This window comes from Pseudomonas fluorescens (genome assembly GCF_000968015.1).
Lineage (GTDB): Bacteria > Pseudomonadota > Gammaproteobacteria > Pseudomonadales > Pseudomonadaceae > Aquipseudomonas > Aquipseudomonas fluorescens_W.
The window spans coordinates 69,937-85,753 of the sequence record NZ_LACH01000002.1 but is presented as its reverse complement, the minus strand read 5'-3'; the positions used below and the strand labels follow the sequence as shown (position 1 = coordinate 85,753).

The following is a 15,817-nucleotide window of genomic DNA, read 5'->3' as shown; positions in this document are numbered from 1 at the left end:
ATTTGCCGGAGTTTTGCATAGATGATTGTTATACATAAGTGATTGTAAATATTGATATTAATTTGTATTGTTGATTGCATTTAGATAGCCGTTGGGGGATATAACCCAGAAGTGGGGGTGGAAGTACACCAAAATTGAGGGGGGTTAGTCGCACTTGAGAGGGGCTGCTATTAACACAAAATAACTAACACCTGGCCGAAAAAAATATTCGTTTCCGCTTTTGAAATTTTTTGTTACAGCTAGAGTGAAGTTAAGCGCTCTCGTCGGCGCGACAAAAAAAGTGTTTCTATCAAACCTGAGCCAAGAGAGTACTTTGCCAGTTCGGCATCTCCGCGTCGTACCCAACTTAGAGTTGGTGTAATGGCTCGTGCGAGTAGCACGATTTATGGCCGTGAGTTCATCTCGTAACAGGAAAACCCCGGAGCCCGGCTACTCCGTACTGAATCGAGAATGTCATCATGGTAAAACCCTTGAGCATCCTTCGTACTCCCCGCTTGGCCTGCGTGATCGCGGGCAACCTGATCGCAGTCAGTCTGGCTTGCAACAGCGCTTTTGCCGCTTCAGCGCCAGAGGTTGTCACGCCCGCGCCGGATGTGCCCAGCCTGCAGTCGCTGCACGGGATGACACCGCCTGACCCCGCGGGAACAGAGGGCGGGCGCAAAGTCGACTTGATGACCGACTATGTGCTCAATCGCTCGGCGGCGATTCTATTGGGCAAGGCGCTTTTCTGGGACATGGAGATCGGTAGCGATGGCTCGACGGCGTGTGCGTCTTGCCACTTTCACGCAGGGGTCGATCACCGGATCACCAACCAGATCAACCCGGGCCAGGCCAGCACCCATGCAAACGTTGCGTCGATCTTCAACAAGCCGTTCGTAGCCGCCGATATTCCAGGCGATGTCTCTTCCTACGCGACTCTGTCCGCCGGGAAGGGGGGACCGAACTACACGCTCAAGAAAACCGACTTCCCGACTCATGTGCTGGCCGATCCGCTGGATCGCAATTCGCCGATTGTCTACTCGACCGACGATGTGATTGGCTCGCAAGGGGTGTTCGACGCCAACTTCGTCAAACCCAGGCAAGCGCGGTTCGACAAGTGCATTCAGCAACCGGACGGTATCTTCCAGGTGGGTGGCATCAACGTGCGGCGCAGCACGGGACGCAATGCTCCGACGGTGATCAATGCCGCGTTCAACGTTCGCAACTTTTGGGACGGTCGGGCCAATAACGTGTTCAACGGCTTCTCGCCGTTCGGTAATCGCGACCCTGACGCCGGGATTTTCGTCACCAGCGACCGCAGTGGGGTGGCGACCAAGGTTCGGTTGGCGCTCAACGATGCGTCTGCCGCCTCGCAGGCTGTGGGCCCACCCGGCAGCCCGGTTGAAATGTCCTGCGGCGGTCGCACCTTCGCGGACATTGGACGACGCATGCTCGATACGCTGATGCTTAAACAGCAGAGGATTTCATCCACCGATTCGGTGCTCGGCCCCGTTTCCGGTGCCCGCCGGCCCACCTACAGGGAATTGATCAAGGCGGCTTTTTATCCTCGACTGTGGAACGCCACAAAGCAGGTTTCACTCGGCGACGCTCCTTATACCCAGATGGAAGCCAACTTCCCGCTGTTCTTCGGGCTGGCGATTCAGATGTACGAATCCACCCTGATTTCCGACCAGGCACCGCTGGATGCCTACCTGCAAGGCAATCAACAGGCAATGAATGCCCAGCAAGTCCAGGGGATGAATCTGTTCCTTGGCAAAGGCAAGTGCATCAGTTGTCACGGCGGCGCGGAATTGACCAATGCCGCCAGCCGGTTGCTGTTCCATCCCCGTGAGCGGATCGAACGTATGGTGATGGCTGACAGCTTGACCGCACTGTACGACAACGGCTTCTACAACACCGGTGTGCGCCCGACGTCGGAGGACCTGGCACTCGGCGGATCGGACGCGTGGGGCAACCCGCTGTCGTTCACTCGTGAGTACAACACCCAACTGCAGGGCCGCAATGTGCCGGATCCGCTGGACGTTGATGTGTGCACCTTCGAAGCGCTGCTGAGTGCGGGAATCCCCTGCGACTCGACGCTCAAGCCCAATGTGGGCTTCCACGATGCGGTTGATGGTGCATTCAAAACCCCGACCCTGCGCAACATCGCGTTGACCGGGCCTTATTTCCACAATGGCAGCCGCGCGACGCTCAAACAGGTCATGGAGTTCTACAACCGGGGCGGCGACCGGCGCGGCTCGGAGGCGAACAACACCAGCGGATTCGATCATCCGAGTGTGAATCAGCACAACACATCGAACCTCGATCCAGACATGACAGCGCTGAACCTGACTCCCGATGAAGTGGATGCTCTGGTCAAGTTCATGGAGGTCGGGTTGACCGATCCGCGAGTCGCCTGGGAGCAGGCGCCATTCGATCATCCATCGCTGGTCATTCCACAAGGCGAGGTGGGTGACGAAAACTCCGTGACGATACGGCCAGTCAATCCGAAGATAACCACCCGACAGGCGATGGATGCGCTAATAACGCTCAAACCCGTAGGTGCAGAAGGTCGCAAAGTTAAAGAGGGACCGTTGCTGCCGTTCTACAACGATCTTTGATTGAACGACGTGACTGGCCGCGCGGCTTGCGGCCAGCCACGCACCTGCTAAAAAAACCTGACAAATCGCTCAGTAAGCCGGCGTTTCTGCCGTTACAGTAGGTGGGCACAATGCCATCTATTGATATGACGGGTCGGAGCGTTACCCTTGCCGCGTTCTTCCGCTGTACGTTTCAGCCATTTCCTGCCGTCATTACTGCTGTTGCTCGCGGGGCTGGCGGCTGCGTACGTGAAGGATCTGAACGTCTTTTTCACCTCGCTGTTCAACGTACTGCCCACCCTGGTGTTGTTGCTCGGCGGTGCTTACTGCGCGGTTTACCGACGCCAGCGTGAGCTGTTTCTGATGGTCACGGTGTACATCGCCTACTACCTGCTCGACACCCAGACCGACTATTACCGCGACTACGGCAAGGTTCGTGAAGACGCCGCGGTGGTCTTCCATCTGTGTTGCCTGTTGCTGCCGCTGCTATTCGGTGTGTTCGCCGCCTGGCAGGAGCGCACCCACCTGTTCCAGGACATGGTGGCGCGCTTCGCTGTGTTGCTGGCCTTCGGTAGCGTGGCGTTGGGGCTGGAACAAAGTTACCCACAGGCGCTGTTGATGTGGCTGGCGGAGATCCGCTGGCCAGCCTTGCATGGCGCCTGGATGAGCCTGATCCAGCTGTCTTATCCGGTGTTCATCGCCTCGTTTGTATTGCTGGCCTGGCAATACTGGCGCAACCCGAGACCCTTGCATGCTGCCCAATTGGTGGGCCTGCTCGGGTTGTTCTGGATGTTGCCGAAAACCTTCATCCTGCCGTTCACCTTGAACATCATGTGCAGCCAGGTGATGTTGATGATTGCCGCAGCGGTCGCCCATGAGGCCTATCAAATGGCCTTCCGCGACGAGCTTACCGGTCTGCCGGGCCGCCGCGCCCTGAACGAGCGGATGCAGCGGCTCGGCCGCAATTACGTGCTGGCGATGAGCGACGTCGATCACTTCAAGAAATTCAACGACACCCACGGTCACGATGTCGGCGACCAGGTACTGCGACTGGTCGCCAGCAAGCTGTCGAAAATCGGCGGAGGCGGTAGGGCGTATCGCTACGGCGGAGAGGAGTTTGCGTTGGTGTTCGCAGGCAAGACCCTCGAAGAGTGCATGCCGCACCTGGAAGTCATCCGCGAGTCCATCGCCACCTACAACATTCAACTGCGCAATCAGGACAGCCGTCCTCAGGATGACCAGCAAGGTCGTCAACGTCGCGCGGGGGCGGGCGCCTCAAGTGTGTCGGTCACCGTCAGCATCGGCGTGGCCGAACGACTGGAGCAGCGCACCCCCGAAAAAGTGCTCAAGTCCGCTGACGAGGCGCTCTACAGTGCCAAGGGCGCGGGGCGCAACTGTGTGGTGGCGTTCGGTCAAAACCGTCGTGGCGCGGTGCGCATGGACGCCGCTACTGATTGAGTGATGATGGCGCATTCAGCGTCTGGACTGTGATTGTGAGGCCGGGTGCGCAGCAGTAGGTTTGGGGAATCTGCTGCCGGAGAAATGACCATGCCTGAGTACAAAGCTCCCCTGCGCGACATGCGCTTTCTGATCGACCACGTCTTCGATTTTCACAGCAACTACGCCGCGCTGGGCGCCATCGATGCCAGCCCGGACATGGTCAATGCGATCCTCGAAGAAGGTGCAAAATTTTGTGAGAACGTTCTCGCACCGCTGAACCGCAGCGGCGACGAAGAAGGCTGCCATTTCGACAATGGCGTGGTCACGACGCCTACAGGCTTCAAGCAGGCATTCGCACAATACGTTGAAGGCGGCTGGCACGGTCTGGCGGCTGATCCGGCTTACGGTGGCCAGGGTTTACCGAGTTCACTGGGGCTGGTGATCAGCGAAATGGTCGGCTCCAGCAACACCTCCTGGGGCATGTACCCCGGCCTGACTCACGGTGCAATGTCGGCAATCCACGCCCATGGCACTGAAGAACAGAAACAGACTTACCTGAGCAAACTCACCGCTGGCCAATGGACCGGCACCATGTGCCTGACCGAAGCCCATTGCGGCACCGACCTGGGCATCATCAAAACCCGCGCCGTGCCTGCGGCTGACGGCAGCTACGCGATTTCCGGCAGCAAGATCTTCATCTCTGCCGGCGAGCACGACATGAGTGAAAACATCATTCACCTGGTGCTTGCCAAACTGCCGGACGCACCAGCCGGCACCAAAGGTATTTCGCTGTTTATCGTTCCTAAATTCTTACCCAATGACGAGGGTGAGGCGGGCGAACGTAATGGCGTTTCCTGTGGCTCGATCGAACACAAAATGGGCATCAAGGCCTCGGCCACCTGTGTGCTGAACTTCGATGAGGCCAAGGGTTTCTTGATCGGTGAGCCGAACAAGGGTCTGAACTGCATGTTCACCATGATGAACCACGCGCGGCTGGGCACCGGCATGCAGGGTTTGTGTCTGGGGGAGGCGAGCTTTCAGGGCGCGATCAAGTACGCCAACGACCGTCTGCAGATGCGCGCCCTGACCGGCCCGAAAGCACCGGATAAACCTGCCGACCCGATCATCGTTCATCCTGACGTGCGCAGGATGTTACTGACCATGAAGGCCTTCAACGAAGGCAACCGGGCGCTGACCTATTTCACTGCGCAGTTGCTGGACGTGGCACATCTGAGTACGGATGAGACGGCGCGTCAGGATGCCGAAGACCTGCTGGCGTTCCTCACGCCGATCTGCAAAGCCTTCATGACCGATACCGGGCTGGAAGTGACCAACCACGGCATGCAGGTGTTCGGTGGTCACGGATTCATCCGCGAATGGGGCATGGAGCAGTTGGTTCGTGACTGCCGGATCGCACCGATCTACGAAGGCACCAACGGTATTCAGGCGCTGGACTTGCTCGGAAGAAAAGTCCTCGGCAGCCAAGGGAAATTGCTGCGGGGCTTTACCAAAATAGTTCACAAATTCTGTGCGGCGAACGCTGAACATCCGCAACTCGCCAGCTACGTGGCGCAGCTCAACGACCTGAATCAGCAGTGGGGAGAGGTCACCACCAAGGTCGGAATGGCGGCGATGAAAAATCCGGATGAAGTCGGCGCGGCTTCGGTGGATTACCTGATGTACAGCGGTTACATCATCCTCGGCTATCTGTGGCTGCGCATGGCGTTGGTCGCTCAGGCGCAGCTCGATTCGGGCAGTGGCGATGCCGATTACTGCCAGGCAAAACTGGCGACCAACGAGTTTTACTTCAAGCGTTTGCTGCCACGCACGGCGGCTCATCGGGCGGCCATCGAAGCGGGCAGCGATTGTCTGATGAACCTGCCTGCGGAGTTATTCGCACTATAGTGTTTCAAGCCGACGCAAAGGAGCCCGCCTAGTTGCGGGCTTCTTTAATAGTTCGCTTTTCAGTGACTAAAAATAACAAAACGGTCATGAGCTGACCCTATGTGTCGTAAAAGTTGTTGGGTTACACTCAAACCCAACGAAAGCACCACTCCTACGAATCACCTGTTTAGATCTTGCGAGGTTTGCCATGGCTGACTACAAAGCGCCCCTGCGCGATATGCGCTTCGTCCTCAATGAAGTTTTCGAGGTCGCCAAACTCTGGGCCGAGCTGCCAGCGCTGGCCGAGACTGTCGATGCTGAAACGGTCGAAGCCATTCTTGAAGAGGCCGGCAAGGTCACCAGCAAAAGCATCGCGCCCCTGAGTCGTGCGGCTGACGAAGAAGGTTGCCATTGGGCGGACGGTGCCGTCACCACGCCGGCAGGTTTCCCACAGGCTTATCAGACTTACGCTGAAGGCGGTTGGGTCGGTGTCGGCGGCGATCCGACCTACGGCGGCATGGGCATGCCCAAGGCTGTTTCGGCGCAGGTCGAAGAAATGGTCAACTCCGCCAGCCTGTCGTTCGGTCTGTATCCGATGCTGACCGCAGGCGCCTGCCTGTCGATCAACGCCCATGCCAGCGATGAGCTGAAAGCCGCGTACCTGCCGAACATGTACGCCGGCGTCTGGGCCGGCTCCATGTGCCTGACCGAGCCACACGCCGGTACTGACCTGGGGATCATCCGTACCAAGGCCGAACCTCAGGCTGACGGTTCCTACAAAGTCAGCGGTACCAAGATCTTCATCACCGGCGGTGAGCATGACCTGACCGAGAACATCATCCATCTGGTGCTGGCCAAACTGCCAGACGCACCGGCGGGGCCCAAAGGCATTTCGCTGTTCCTGGTGCCCAAGTTCATGGTCAATGCCGATGGCAGCCTGGGCGCACGCAACCCGGCGACCTGCGGCTCGATCGAACACAAGATGGGCATCCAGGCGTCCGCGACCTGCGTGATGAACTTCGATGAGGCCGTGGGTTATCTGATCGGCGAGCCGAACAAAGGCTTGGCCGCGATGTTCACCATGATGAACTACGAGCGTCTGGGTGTGGGTATCCAGGGCCTGGCCAGCGGCGAGCGCTCGTACCAGAACGCCGTCGAATACGCCCGCGACCGTCTGCAAAGTCGTTCGCCGACCGGCGCGCAGAACAAGGACAAGGTCGCTGACCCGATCATCGTCCACCCGGACGTGCGTCGCATGCTGCTGACCATGAAAGCCTCGAACGAAGGTGGTCGTGCCTTCTCGACGTACGTGGCCATGCAACTCGACACCGCCAAGTTCAGCGAGGACGCCACGACCCGCAAACGCGCAGAAGATTTGGTGGCCTTGCTGACCCCGGTGGCCAAGGCGTTCCTGACCGACCTGGGTCTGGAAACCACGATTCACGGCCAGCAGGTTTTCGGCGGCCACGGTTACATCCGTGAGTGGGGCCAGGAGCAACTGGTTCGCGACGTGCGCATCACTCAGATCTACGAAGGCACCAACGGCATTCAGGCGCTGGACCTGGTAGGACGCAAGATCGTCGGTACCGGCGGGGCGTTCTACAATCTGTTTGCCGACGAGATCCGTCATTTCACCGCGACTGCCAGTGCTGATCTGGCCGAGTTCACCAAACCGCTGAACGATGCCGTGACCACCCTCGACGAACTGACCGCCTGGTTGCTGGATCGGGCGAAAAGCAACCCGAACGAAATCGGCGCTGCCTCGGTCGAGTATCTGCAAGCTTTCGGTTACGTGTCGTATGCGTACATGTGGGCACTGATGGCCAAGGCCGCTTTTGGTAAAGAGGCGCAGGACGATTTCTACGCGAGCAAGATGGGCACGGCGCGCTTCTATTTCGCACGTCTGTTGCCGCGCATTCACTCGTTGAGCGCGTCAGTGAAGGCCGGCAGCGAGTCCTTGTTCCTGCTGGACGCAGGACAGTTCTGACACTGTAACGTCATGTAAGCAATCTCTTACATGACGTGCTGCTTTTCTCCCATAGATGCAGATTGGATCCACAGCTAATCTACTTCACATGGACGTCGCGCAGGAAGCGCAAAGCAACAACACGGACACGTAGGATTCTGCCAGGACGGCGGAGTGAAATGGATGTCAGGGAAACAGTCTGCAAAGCCCCGCTTCGGCGGGGTTTTCTTTTGCCTGCAGAAAAGTGCTCAGCTCATCTCATCCAGTGTTGCCGGGTTGATCAAACGCCCCTCCGAGCCATTCATCACTTCTTCCAGCAACGTACGCAATAAGGCCAGCGAAGCCTGTTGCCGCTGCACATCCCGACACACCAAGCCCACTTTCAGCGGCACCCTCGGCTCGCTCAATGGTTTCCACAACAGTTCCTTGTTGCCGTGTGCCTGTTGCGAGCGTCCGGGCAGCACCGTCGCCAGACGCGTGTGCGGCAGGCTGTCGAGAATCCCCGCCATGTTGTTGAGTTCTGCCTGTACCTGCGGACGTCGTCCCAGATTGGCCAGTTGCGCCTGCCAGATCTGTCGCACTTGAAACTCTTCACCCAGCAACAACATTGGCAATTCGGCGGCCTGACTCATCGAGACTTTCTTGAATTCCCGCAACGGGTGATCCGCCGGGATGACCAGGGTCAGCTCGTCTTCGTACAGCATCACGCCGTGCAACCCCGGCTGACGAGGCGGCAGATAGCTGATGCCGATGTCCAGAGAACCGTTGAGCAAGCGCCGCTCGATTTCCAGCCCCGTCAGTTCATAGATCTGCACCACCAAGTGAGGCTGCGCCTTGCGCACGCGTTCGAGCATCTGCGGCACCAGGCTGGTATGGACGGTCTGCAATACACCGATGGCCAATGTACGCAGTGCCTGGCCCTTGAAGTTGCCCAAGGCTTCCCGTGCCCGCTGCAATCCATCCAGCAAGGGCAGGGCATGGTTGTACAACGTATGAGCAGCCAGGGTTGGCAGCAGCCGTTTGCTGCTGCGTTCGAACAGGCTCACATCGAGGTTTTGTTCGAGGTGGCGGATCTGCTGGGACAGTGCCGGTTGGGAGATTGAAAGCCGCTCGGCGGCCCGGCCCACATGACCTTCTTCGTAGACCGCGACGAAATAACGCAGTTGCTTGAAATCCATAAGGTGTGCTTATCGAAAATGCTGGGAAATCGAAATGGCTCAAGGCCTTGCCTGAGCCTAGTCTAACCGCATTGACAAGGCTTACAGGGCCACAGAGCGCGATGAATACCGTTCCCTTCGATGGTGTTTACATAGGTAAGGCAAAAAACCTCACACGAGGTTTGATCAGATGAACCTGTTTAATTTGCGGCGCACTCCTCCGAGTCTTGATGACCTGGCGGTGGGCCCCTACTTGCCGTCCCAAGGCGACAATCTTTCCAGCGAGTGCCTGATGCCCAGTGTCGAGCGACCGAAACAGATATTCGTGCGCGGCCAGGGCTCATGGTTGTGGGACAGCGATGACCGCGCTTATCTGGATTTCTCACAAGGTGGCGGGGCCAATAGCCTCGGACACAGCCCTTCAGTGCTGGTCAACGCCATCGCGGCGCAGGCTCAGTCGCTGATCAACCCCGGTTTCGGCCTGCATAACCGCGGCATGCTCAATCTTGCTGAACGACTGTGTTCCAGCACCGGGAGTGATCAGGCGTACCTGCTCAACAGTGGCAGCGAAGCCTGTGAAGCGGCGATCAAACTGGCACGCAAATGGGGCCAACTGCATCGGGGCGGGGCTTCGCGGATCATCGTTGCCAGCAACGGTTGCCATGGTCGTAGTCTGGGGACGATTTCGGCGTCGGACAGTTCGAATCTGACTAACCGATTCGAACCGTTGCTTCCGGGCTTCAGTCACGTGCCGTTCAATGACCTTCCGGCCTTGCATGCAGCCGTCGATGCCCAGACCGTGGCGATCATGCTCGAACCGATCCAGAGCGAAGCCGGGGTGATACCGGCCACCGAGCATTACCTCAAAGGGGTCGAGCGCCTGTGCCGTGAGCTGGGCATTCTGCTGATCTTCGACGAAGTGCAAACCGGCCTCGGTCGTTGCGGCACTTTGCTCGCCGAACAATCCTACGGCGTGCGGGCAGATATCGTTGTTCTCGGCAAAGGGCTGGGCGGTGGCGTGCCATTGGCGGCATTGCTGGCGCGGGGCAAAGCCTGCTGTTTCGACGTCGGCGAAGTGACGGGAACTCATCATGGCAATGCGCTGATGACGGCTGCCGGGCTTGCCGTGCTCGACAGCGTGCAGGACAAGGGGTTTCTCGATCATGTCAGGGAAACCGGTCAGCACTTGAGCGAAGGTCTGCAGCGTTTATCCCATCGCTATGGTCATGGCGAGTTGCGCGGGCAAGGACTGTTCTGGGGCCTTACCTTGTCCGACGAATCGGCTGACGCCGTCGTCAAAGCGGCGTTGTACGAAGGCTTGCTGCTTAACGCGCCGCAGCCCGATTGCCTGCGCTTTACCCCGGCCCTGACCGTCAGCAAAGCCAACATCGACGAAATGCTCCTGCGCCTGGCCCGCGCCTTCTCCCGCGTGCGCACTGCGCAACTGCAGTGCCGCAAAGGGATTGCCGTCTGATCAGACCTGCCCTACACGAATTCCCGAACCGTCTCGCGGTATAACGCATCGCCCCATGCCTGATTCTTTTGGCGTGGGGCGTTTTTTTGTCTCTGCGTTTTGCCAAATGCATTTCAGTGCTTGAGCCGGATCGGGATCAATGGCTTTTTAGAGGGTATCGGCAAGGAGTGCCGGTGCCAGCGAAACAATATGTTGGTGGACCTGGCTTTGAGTTCTGTACCACTGAGTGGTATGTTTTGAGGAAGGGATGCCAATGTCACCAAGGTTATTCAAGACAAAGCGTTTTACGATGCAGGCCGGTAAGGCCTGGGTCGGTGATGAAGAGCTTCGGGAGGCATTCACTGAAATGCTCGATGGCCAGGCAGACAATCTCGGCGGCGGGGTCTGGAAAAAACGTTTGAATGCGAACCGCCATCGGTCGATTGTTTTGGCCAGAGGTGGCCGTTACTGGATTTATCAGTTTCTGTATGCCAAGAAAGACCAGAGCAATATCAGTCCGAGGCAGTTGGCCGACTTACGCGAGTTAGCCAAGACATATGGAGGGCTAACCGAGATGGATATCCAGCGTTTGTTGGATATGAAGGAGTTTGTGGAGATACCTCATGAGTAAAAAATTCAAAAGTGAAATGTCGGAATCGATACACGAGTCAGCCAGTGCCTTGTTTGCCATCGGTGCAATCAGCAAGGCAACCATGCGCGAATTCGATGAATCATGTCTTGCAACGGTTCCAGACGCGATCCCCGCTGAGCAGATCAAAGCGCTACGCGAACGCAACAACGTAAGCCAGCCAGTGTTCGCGCGTTATCTGAACACTAGCGCCTCGACGGTTAAACAATGGGAAGCGGGAGACAAGCACCCCAGCGGCATGGCGCTGAAGTTGCTGAGCATCGTTCAGAAACACGGGCTTGAGATACTGGCCTGAAGAACCGCACTGAACCCTGACAAACGGCAAAGGTCGATTAGCTGTAGGCTCACACGAGCCAACTTTAATCAGGAGCTGACCCCATGGACTTTATTCGCATCATCATCGCCATTCTGTTGCCGCCACTGGGTGTGTTTCTGCAAGTCGGTTTCGCCGGGGCGTTCTGGCTGAATATTCTGCTGACGTTGTGCGGTTACATCCCCGGGATCGTGCATGCGGTGTATATCATTGCCAAACGCTGAGTTTCGCGGCGTCAGATAGATCGCTTTCGCGAGCAGGTCGAATCGTCGCACCGTCGCTCCCACAGGGATTTCTGTACACCACAGATCCATTGTGGGAGCGAGCCTGCTCGCGAATGGGGCGACACACTTCCTGCACGGCCGCAGACTTCACGCCAACGCCATCACCCTTCGATAAAACACCCACTCCTGCTCCAGCGCATGGGCCTGATTGCCGGCCTTGCGAAAGCCATGGCGTTCGTCAGCGTAGTAATGCGCTTCAACCAGAATGCCATTGTCCTGTAGTGCCGAGACCATGTCGCGGGTCTGTTGCGGCACCACCACTGCGTCCAGTTCACCCTGAAAGAAAATCATCGGAACACTGATGTTGCCCGCGTGCAGCAACGGCGTTCGAGCGGCGTAGCGTTCGGCATCCTGCACCGGATCACCAATCAGCCAATCCAGATAATCGCCTTCGAACTTGTGAGTCGTCCGGCCCAGCGCCGCAGGATCACTGACGCCATACAGGCTGGCGCCAGCGCGAAAGACGTTGTGGAACGCCAATGCGCAAAGAGTGGTGTAGCCACCGGCACTGCCACCGCGAATAAACGCCTGGTTGCCGTCGATCAGTCCGCGATCAGCAAGATGAGCGACGACGGCGCAGGCGTCTTCCACATCCACTTCGCCCCAGCTCAAATGCAACGCTTGCCGATAAGCCCGGCCATAGCCACTGCTGCCGCGGTAGTTGAGGTCGGCCACGGCGAAGCCACGTTGTGCCCAGTACTGGATACGCGGATCGAGCATGGGGTAGCAGGCCGATGTCGGTCCGCCGTGGATAAACACCACCAGAGGCGGTTTCGCGTCACCGGTCATTGCTGGGTAGAAGAAGCCGTGCGCCTCGCCCGAACCGCTCGGGTAGCTCAGAGTTTGCGGGACGCTGATCTGCTCGGCCGGCAACGGTGCAATACCGCCGGCCAGTATTTTGACTTGCCGGGTCTGGCGGTCGATGGCAACGACTGACGATGAACTGACTGGCGAAGCGGCGATGCAGTAAATGAACTGCTCATCCAGTGCGAGAGAGCGGAAGCGGCTGTAATCGCCCGTGAAATCTTCACGGGCGTCACCACAAATACCCAGTTTGCCAAACCCGCCTTCGGTCCAGCTCGCCAGATAGCGGCCTTCGCTCAGTGGCAACCAGGTGCAGCCACCCAGCTGCCACGGCGCTGGCCCATGATCCGCTGCGGCACTCGGCAGCGGGCTCAAACCGTCTGCCGATTCCACCCAAGGCTGCCAGTAGCCACCGCGATCAGTCAGGCAAAACAGACGGCCGCTGGTATCGAACCTCGGTTGTTGCAGCGATTCCTCGGCGTCTCCGCCAGCCACGCAACGCGGCGGAGCAAAACGGCCATCGTTCTGGCGTTCTGCAATCATCAGGCGAGTCGCGGTCCATGGCTGATCCGGGCGGCTCCACTCGATCCACGCCAATCGTTGCGCGTCGGGACTCAACGTCGGCGCGGCATAGAAGTCGGCGCCTTCGGCCAGCAGATGAAGTGCCCCGTCAGCCACATCGATAGCCACCAGACGATGTCGATTGCGGTTTTCTTCCACCGCCAAGACCTGCCCGTTAGCGAACTGCAGATCACCGTATCGGCATTCGCCTGAGCTCAGCAACTCAGGCGTCTCGCCGGCCAGCGACTGCCGATACAGCTGTTGGTCCGCCTCGTTGACGAACACGATCCCGTCATCGGTCAGACAGAACGCGCCGCCGCCGTATTCGTACACCCGACTGCGCACGCTGAAGCCCGCAGGCGTCAGGCAGTGCGCCTGACCGTCACGCCAATGCCAGATTCGGCAGGCGGCGTCCTCGGGGCGGTACTCGTTCCAGAACAAGCCATTTTGGCTGACTTGCAACTCGGCGAAATCGATGCCGGCCGCAACAGCCTTGGCAGCGCTGAAGGGTTCAGCTTTTAGCGATGAGTCGTGAATTTCGTTCATTGCGAAAGGCCAGTTGTTCGATGGTATGGGTCGCGTGCTCGGCTTCTTCGCGAGCCTTGAGGATCACGCCGTGATGTTCCGATTTGCTGCACACCGGGTCGGCGTTGCTCGCGTCACCTGTGAGCATGAACGCCTGGCAGCGACAGCCGCCGAAGTCTTTTTCTTTCTCGTCGCAGGAACGGCACGGCTCGGGCATCCAGTCGTAACCGCGGAAGCGGTTGAAGCCGAACGAGTCGTACCAGATGTGCTGCATGCTGTGGTCGCGCACGTTGGGAAACTGCACCGGCAGCTGTCGGGCGCCGTGACAGGGCAGGGCAGTTCCGTCCGGCGTGACCGTCAGAAAAATACTGCCCCAGCCATTCATGCAGGCTTTCGGGCGCTCTTCGTAATAGTCAGGGGTGACGAAAATCAGCTTGCACGGATGCCCTTCGGCTTCGAGTTTGGCGCGGTATTCATTGGTGATGCGTTCGGCGCGGACCAGTTGCTCCTTGGTCGGCAACAGACCGACCCGGTTGAGCTGCGCCCAACCGTAGAACTGGCACGTGGCGAGTTCCACAAAGTCCGCCTCAAGGGCGATGCACAGCTCGATGATCCGGTCGATCTTGTCGATGTTGTGCCGATGGGTCACGAAGTTCAGCACCATCGGATAGCCATGGGCTTTCACAGCGCGAGCCATTTCCAGCTTCTGGGCGAAGGCCTTTTTCGAGCCGGCCAGCAAGTTGTTCACTTGCTCGTCGCTGGCCTGAAAGCTGATCTGAATGTGGTCCAGGCCGGCCTTCTTGAAGTCGCTGATTTTCTGCTCTGTCAGGCCGATGCCCGAGGTGATCAGGTTGGTGTAGAAACCCAACTTGCGCGCCTCGGCAATCAGCTCGGCGAGGTCCTGACGCACCAGCGGTTCGCCGCCGGAGAAGCCCAACTGCGCCGCGCCCATCTCCCGCGCTTCGCGGAACACTTTGATCCACTGCTCGGTGCTCAGCTCTTTGCCTTGCTCAGCGAAATCCAGCGGATTGGAGCAATACGGGCATTGCAGCGGGCAGCGATAGGTCAGCTCGGCCAGCAGCCACAAGGGCAGGCCGATTTCCGGTTTGGGCGGTAACGTGTCTGACGCGGAATCAGGCAAGTTCGATCCAGTGCTGAGCACGGGCGACCTCCATGAATTGCTCGATGTCGTCACCGAGTTCGGGCACGCCGGGGAACTGCGCGTCCAGTTCGGCGATGATCGCCGCGACGTCACGCTCGCCGTCGATCAAACCGCCGATCAGCGCGGCGCTTTCGTTGAGTTTGATCATGCCTTCCGGGTAGAGCAGCACATGACCTTTCTGCGCCGGTTCGTACTGGAAGCGGTAGCCGGGACGCCAGGTCGGGGTCTTGCTGCGATCAAAACTCATAAGGTGATTCCTTTATGCCAGACCCGTTGCTCGGTCACGCTGTGATACGGCGGGCGTTTCAGTTCGTAGGCCATGCTCATGGCATCGAGCATGCTCCAAAGAATGTCCAGTTTGAACTGGAGAATTTCCAGCATGCGCTCTTGGCCGACCCGCGTCGTGTAGTGCTGCAACGTGATCGCCAAGCCGTGTTCCACGTCGCGGCGTGCCTGACCCAGGCGGGTGCGGAAATATTCGTAACCAGCCGGGTCGATCCAGGGGTAATGCTGCGGCCAGCTGTCCAGGCGCGACTGGTGGATCTGCGGCGCAAACAGTTCGGTCAGCGAGCTGCTGGCCGCTTCCTGCCAACTGGCCCGTCGAGCGAAGTTGACGTAGGCATCGACGGCGAATCGCACGCCGGGCAGTACCAATTCCTGCGAGCGCAACTGATCCGGGTCGAGGCCGACGGCTTGGCCCAGGCGCAGCCAGGCTTCGATGCCACCGTCTTCGCCGGGGGCGCCGTCATGGTCGAGCAGGCGCTGAATCCACTCACGACGTATCTCGCGGTCCGGGCAGTTGGCGAGGATCGCGGCGTCCTTGAGCGGGATGTTCACCTGATAATAGAAACGGTTGGCCACCCAGCCCTGGATCTGCTCGCGCGTTGCCCGGCCTTCATACATCGCCACGTGATACGGGTGATAGATATGGTAATAGGCGCCCTTGGCGCGCAGGGCCGCTTCGAACTCGGCGGGGGACATTGCGGTGTCAGTCATGTCGGTTCTCCGGGAACAACCGGTGGATTCTTTGGTGTCTGTTC

General features: G+C 58.7%; 13 protein-coding genes. 8 read left to right on the top strand and 5 right to left on the bottom strand.

Annotated features, from left to right (window positions below; all coding sequences use genetic code 11):
* Positions 1-521 precede the first annotated feature (521 nt).
* The 4 genes from VD17_RS01605 to VD17_RS01590 all read left to right on the top strand — a co-directional run bounded on the left by VD17_RS01605 (position 522) and on the right by VD17_RS01590 (position 7,890).
* Positions 522-2,600: a cytochrome-c peroxidase gene (locus tag VD17_RS01605; RefSeq protein ID WP_440130552.1), complete on the top strand. Its 2,079-nt coding sequence runs from the start codon at positions 522-524 to the stop codon at positions 2,598-2,600.
* A 147-nt stretch (positions 2,601-2,747) separates the two neighbouring features.
* On the top strand, positions 2,748-4,037 hold the full coding sequence (locus VD17_RS01600; RefSeq protein ID WP_046052394.1) for a GGDEF domain-containing protein: 1,290 nt from the start codon (positions 2,748-2,750) through the stop codon (positions 4,035-4,037).
* A 90-nt stretch (positions 4,038-4,127) separates the two neighbouring features.
* On the top strand, positions 4,128-5,924 hold the full coding sequence (locus VD17_RS01595) for an acyl-CoA dehydrogenase C-terminal domain-containing protein (RefSeq protein WP_046052393.1): 1,797 nt from the start codon (positions 4,128-4,130) through the stop codon (positions 5,922-5,924).
* 187 nt (positions 5,925-6,111) lie between these two features.
* A complete protein-coding gene (locus VD17_RS01590) occupies positions 6,112-7,890 on the top strand; it encodes an acyl-CoA dehydrogenase C-terminal domain-containing protein (RefSeq protein WP_046052392.1) in 1,779 nt (592 codons plus the stop codon).
* 227 nt (positions 7,891-8,117) lie between these two features.
* Here the strand turns inward: VD17_RS01590 and VD17_RS01585 are convergent, their stop codons facing one another.
* Complete coding sequence (locus VD17_RS01585; RefSeq protein WP_046052391.1) at positions 8,118-9,047, bottom strand: LysR family transcriptional regulator; 930 nt, start codon at positions 9,045-9,047, stop codon at positions 8,118-8,120.
* A gap of 169 nt (positions 9,048-9,216) precedes the next feature.
* Here VD17_RS01585 and VD17_RS01580 point away from each other — a divergent pair, with 169 nt between their 5' ends.
* The 4 genes from VD17_RS01580 (at position 9,217) to VD17_RS31370 (ending at position 11,665) form a co-directional block, all read left to right on the top strand.
* Complete coding sequence (locus VD17_RS01580) at positions 9,217-10,500, top strand: aspartate aminotransferase family protein (RefSeq protein WP_046052390.1); 1,284 nt, start codon at positions 9,217-9,219, stop codon at positions 10,498-10,500.
* Between the two features lie 253 nt (positions 10,501-10,753).
* Positions 10,754-11,110: a type II toxin-antitoxin system RelE/ParE family toxin gene (locus VD17_RS01575; RefSeq protein WP_046052389.1), complete on the top strand. Its 357-nt coding sequence runs from the start codon at positions 10,754-10,756 to the stop codon at positions 11,108-11,110.
* Complete coding sequence (locus VD17_RS01570) at positions 11,103-11,423, top strand: helix-turn-helix domain-containing protein (protein WP_046052388.1); 321 nt, start codon at positions 11,103-11,105, stop codon at positions 11,421-11,423. Before VD17_RS01575 ends, VD17_RS01570 begins: the two co-directional genes overlap by 8 nt.
* Before the next feature lie 83 nt (positions 11,424-11,506).
* A complete protein-coding gene (locus VD17_RS31370; protein ID WP_007904205.1) occupies positions 11,507-11,665 on the top strand; it encodes a YqaE/Pmp3 family membrane protein in 159 nt (52 codons plus the stop codon).
* A 147-nt stretch (positions 11,666-11,812) separates the two neighbouring features.
* Here the strand turns inward: VD17_RS31370 and VD17_RS01560 are convergent, their stop codons facing one another.
* Genes VD17_RS01560 through pqqC form a run of 4 tightly spaced genes read right to left on the bottom strand, consistent with a single transcriptional unit; the run spans position 11,813 to position 15,773 of the window.
* Positions 11,813-13,636 carry a S9 family peptidase gene (locus VD17_RS01560; RefSeq protein ID WP_046052387.1) on the bottom strand — a complete coding sequence of 608 codons (1,824 nt, stop codon included), beginning with the start codon at positions 13,634-13,636 and terminating at the stop codon, positions 11,813-11,815.
* Positions 13,602-14,756, bottom strand: coding sequence for a pyrroloquinoline quinone biosynthesis protein PqqE (pqqE, locus tag VD17_RS01555; RefSeq protein WP_185753087.1), 1,155 nt, complete (start codon positions 14,754-14,756; stop codon positions 13,602-13,604). The genes VD17_RS01560 and pqqE overlap by 35 nt, the downstream gene beginning before the upstream one ends.
* Entirely contained in the window at positions 14,749-15,024 is a 276-nt protein-coding gene (pqqD, locus tag VD17_RS01550) for a pyrroloquinoline quinone biosynthesis peptide chaperone PqqD (RefSeq protein ID WP_008024193.1), read from the bottom strand. Before pqqD ends, pqqE begins: the two co-directional genes overlap by 8 nt.
* Positions 15,021-15,773: a pyrroloquinoline-quinone synthase PqqC gene (gene pqqC / locus VD17_RS01545; RefSeq protein WP_046052385.1), complete on the bottom strand. Its 753-nt coding sequence runs from the start codon at positions 15,771-15,773 to the stop codon at positions 15,021-15,023. Before pqqC ends, pqqD begins: the two co-directional genes overlap by 4 nt.
* Positions 15,774-15,817 lie beyond the last annotated feature (44 nt).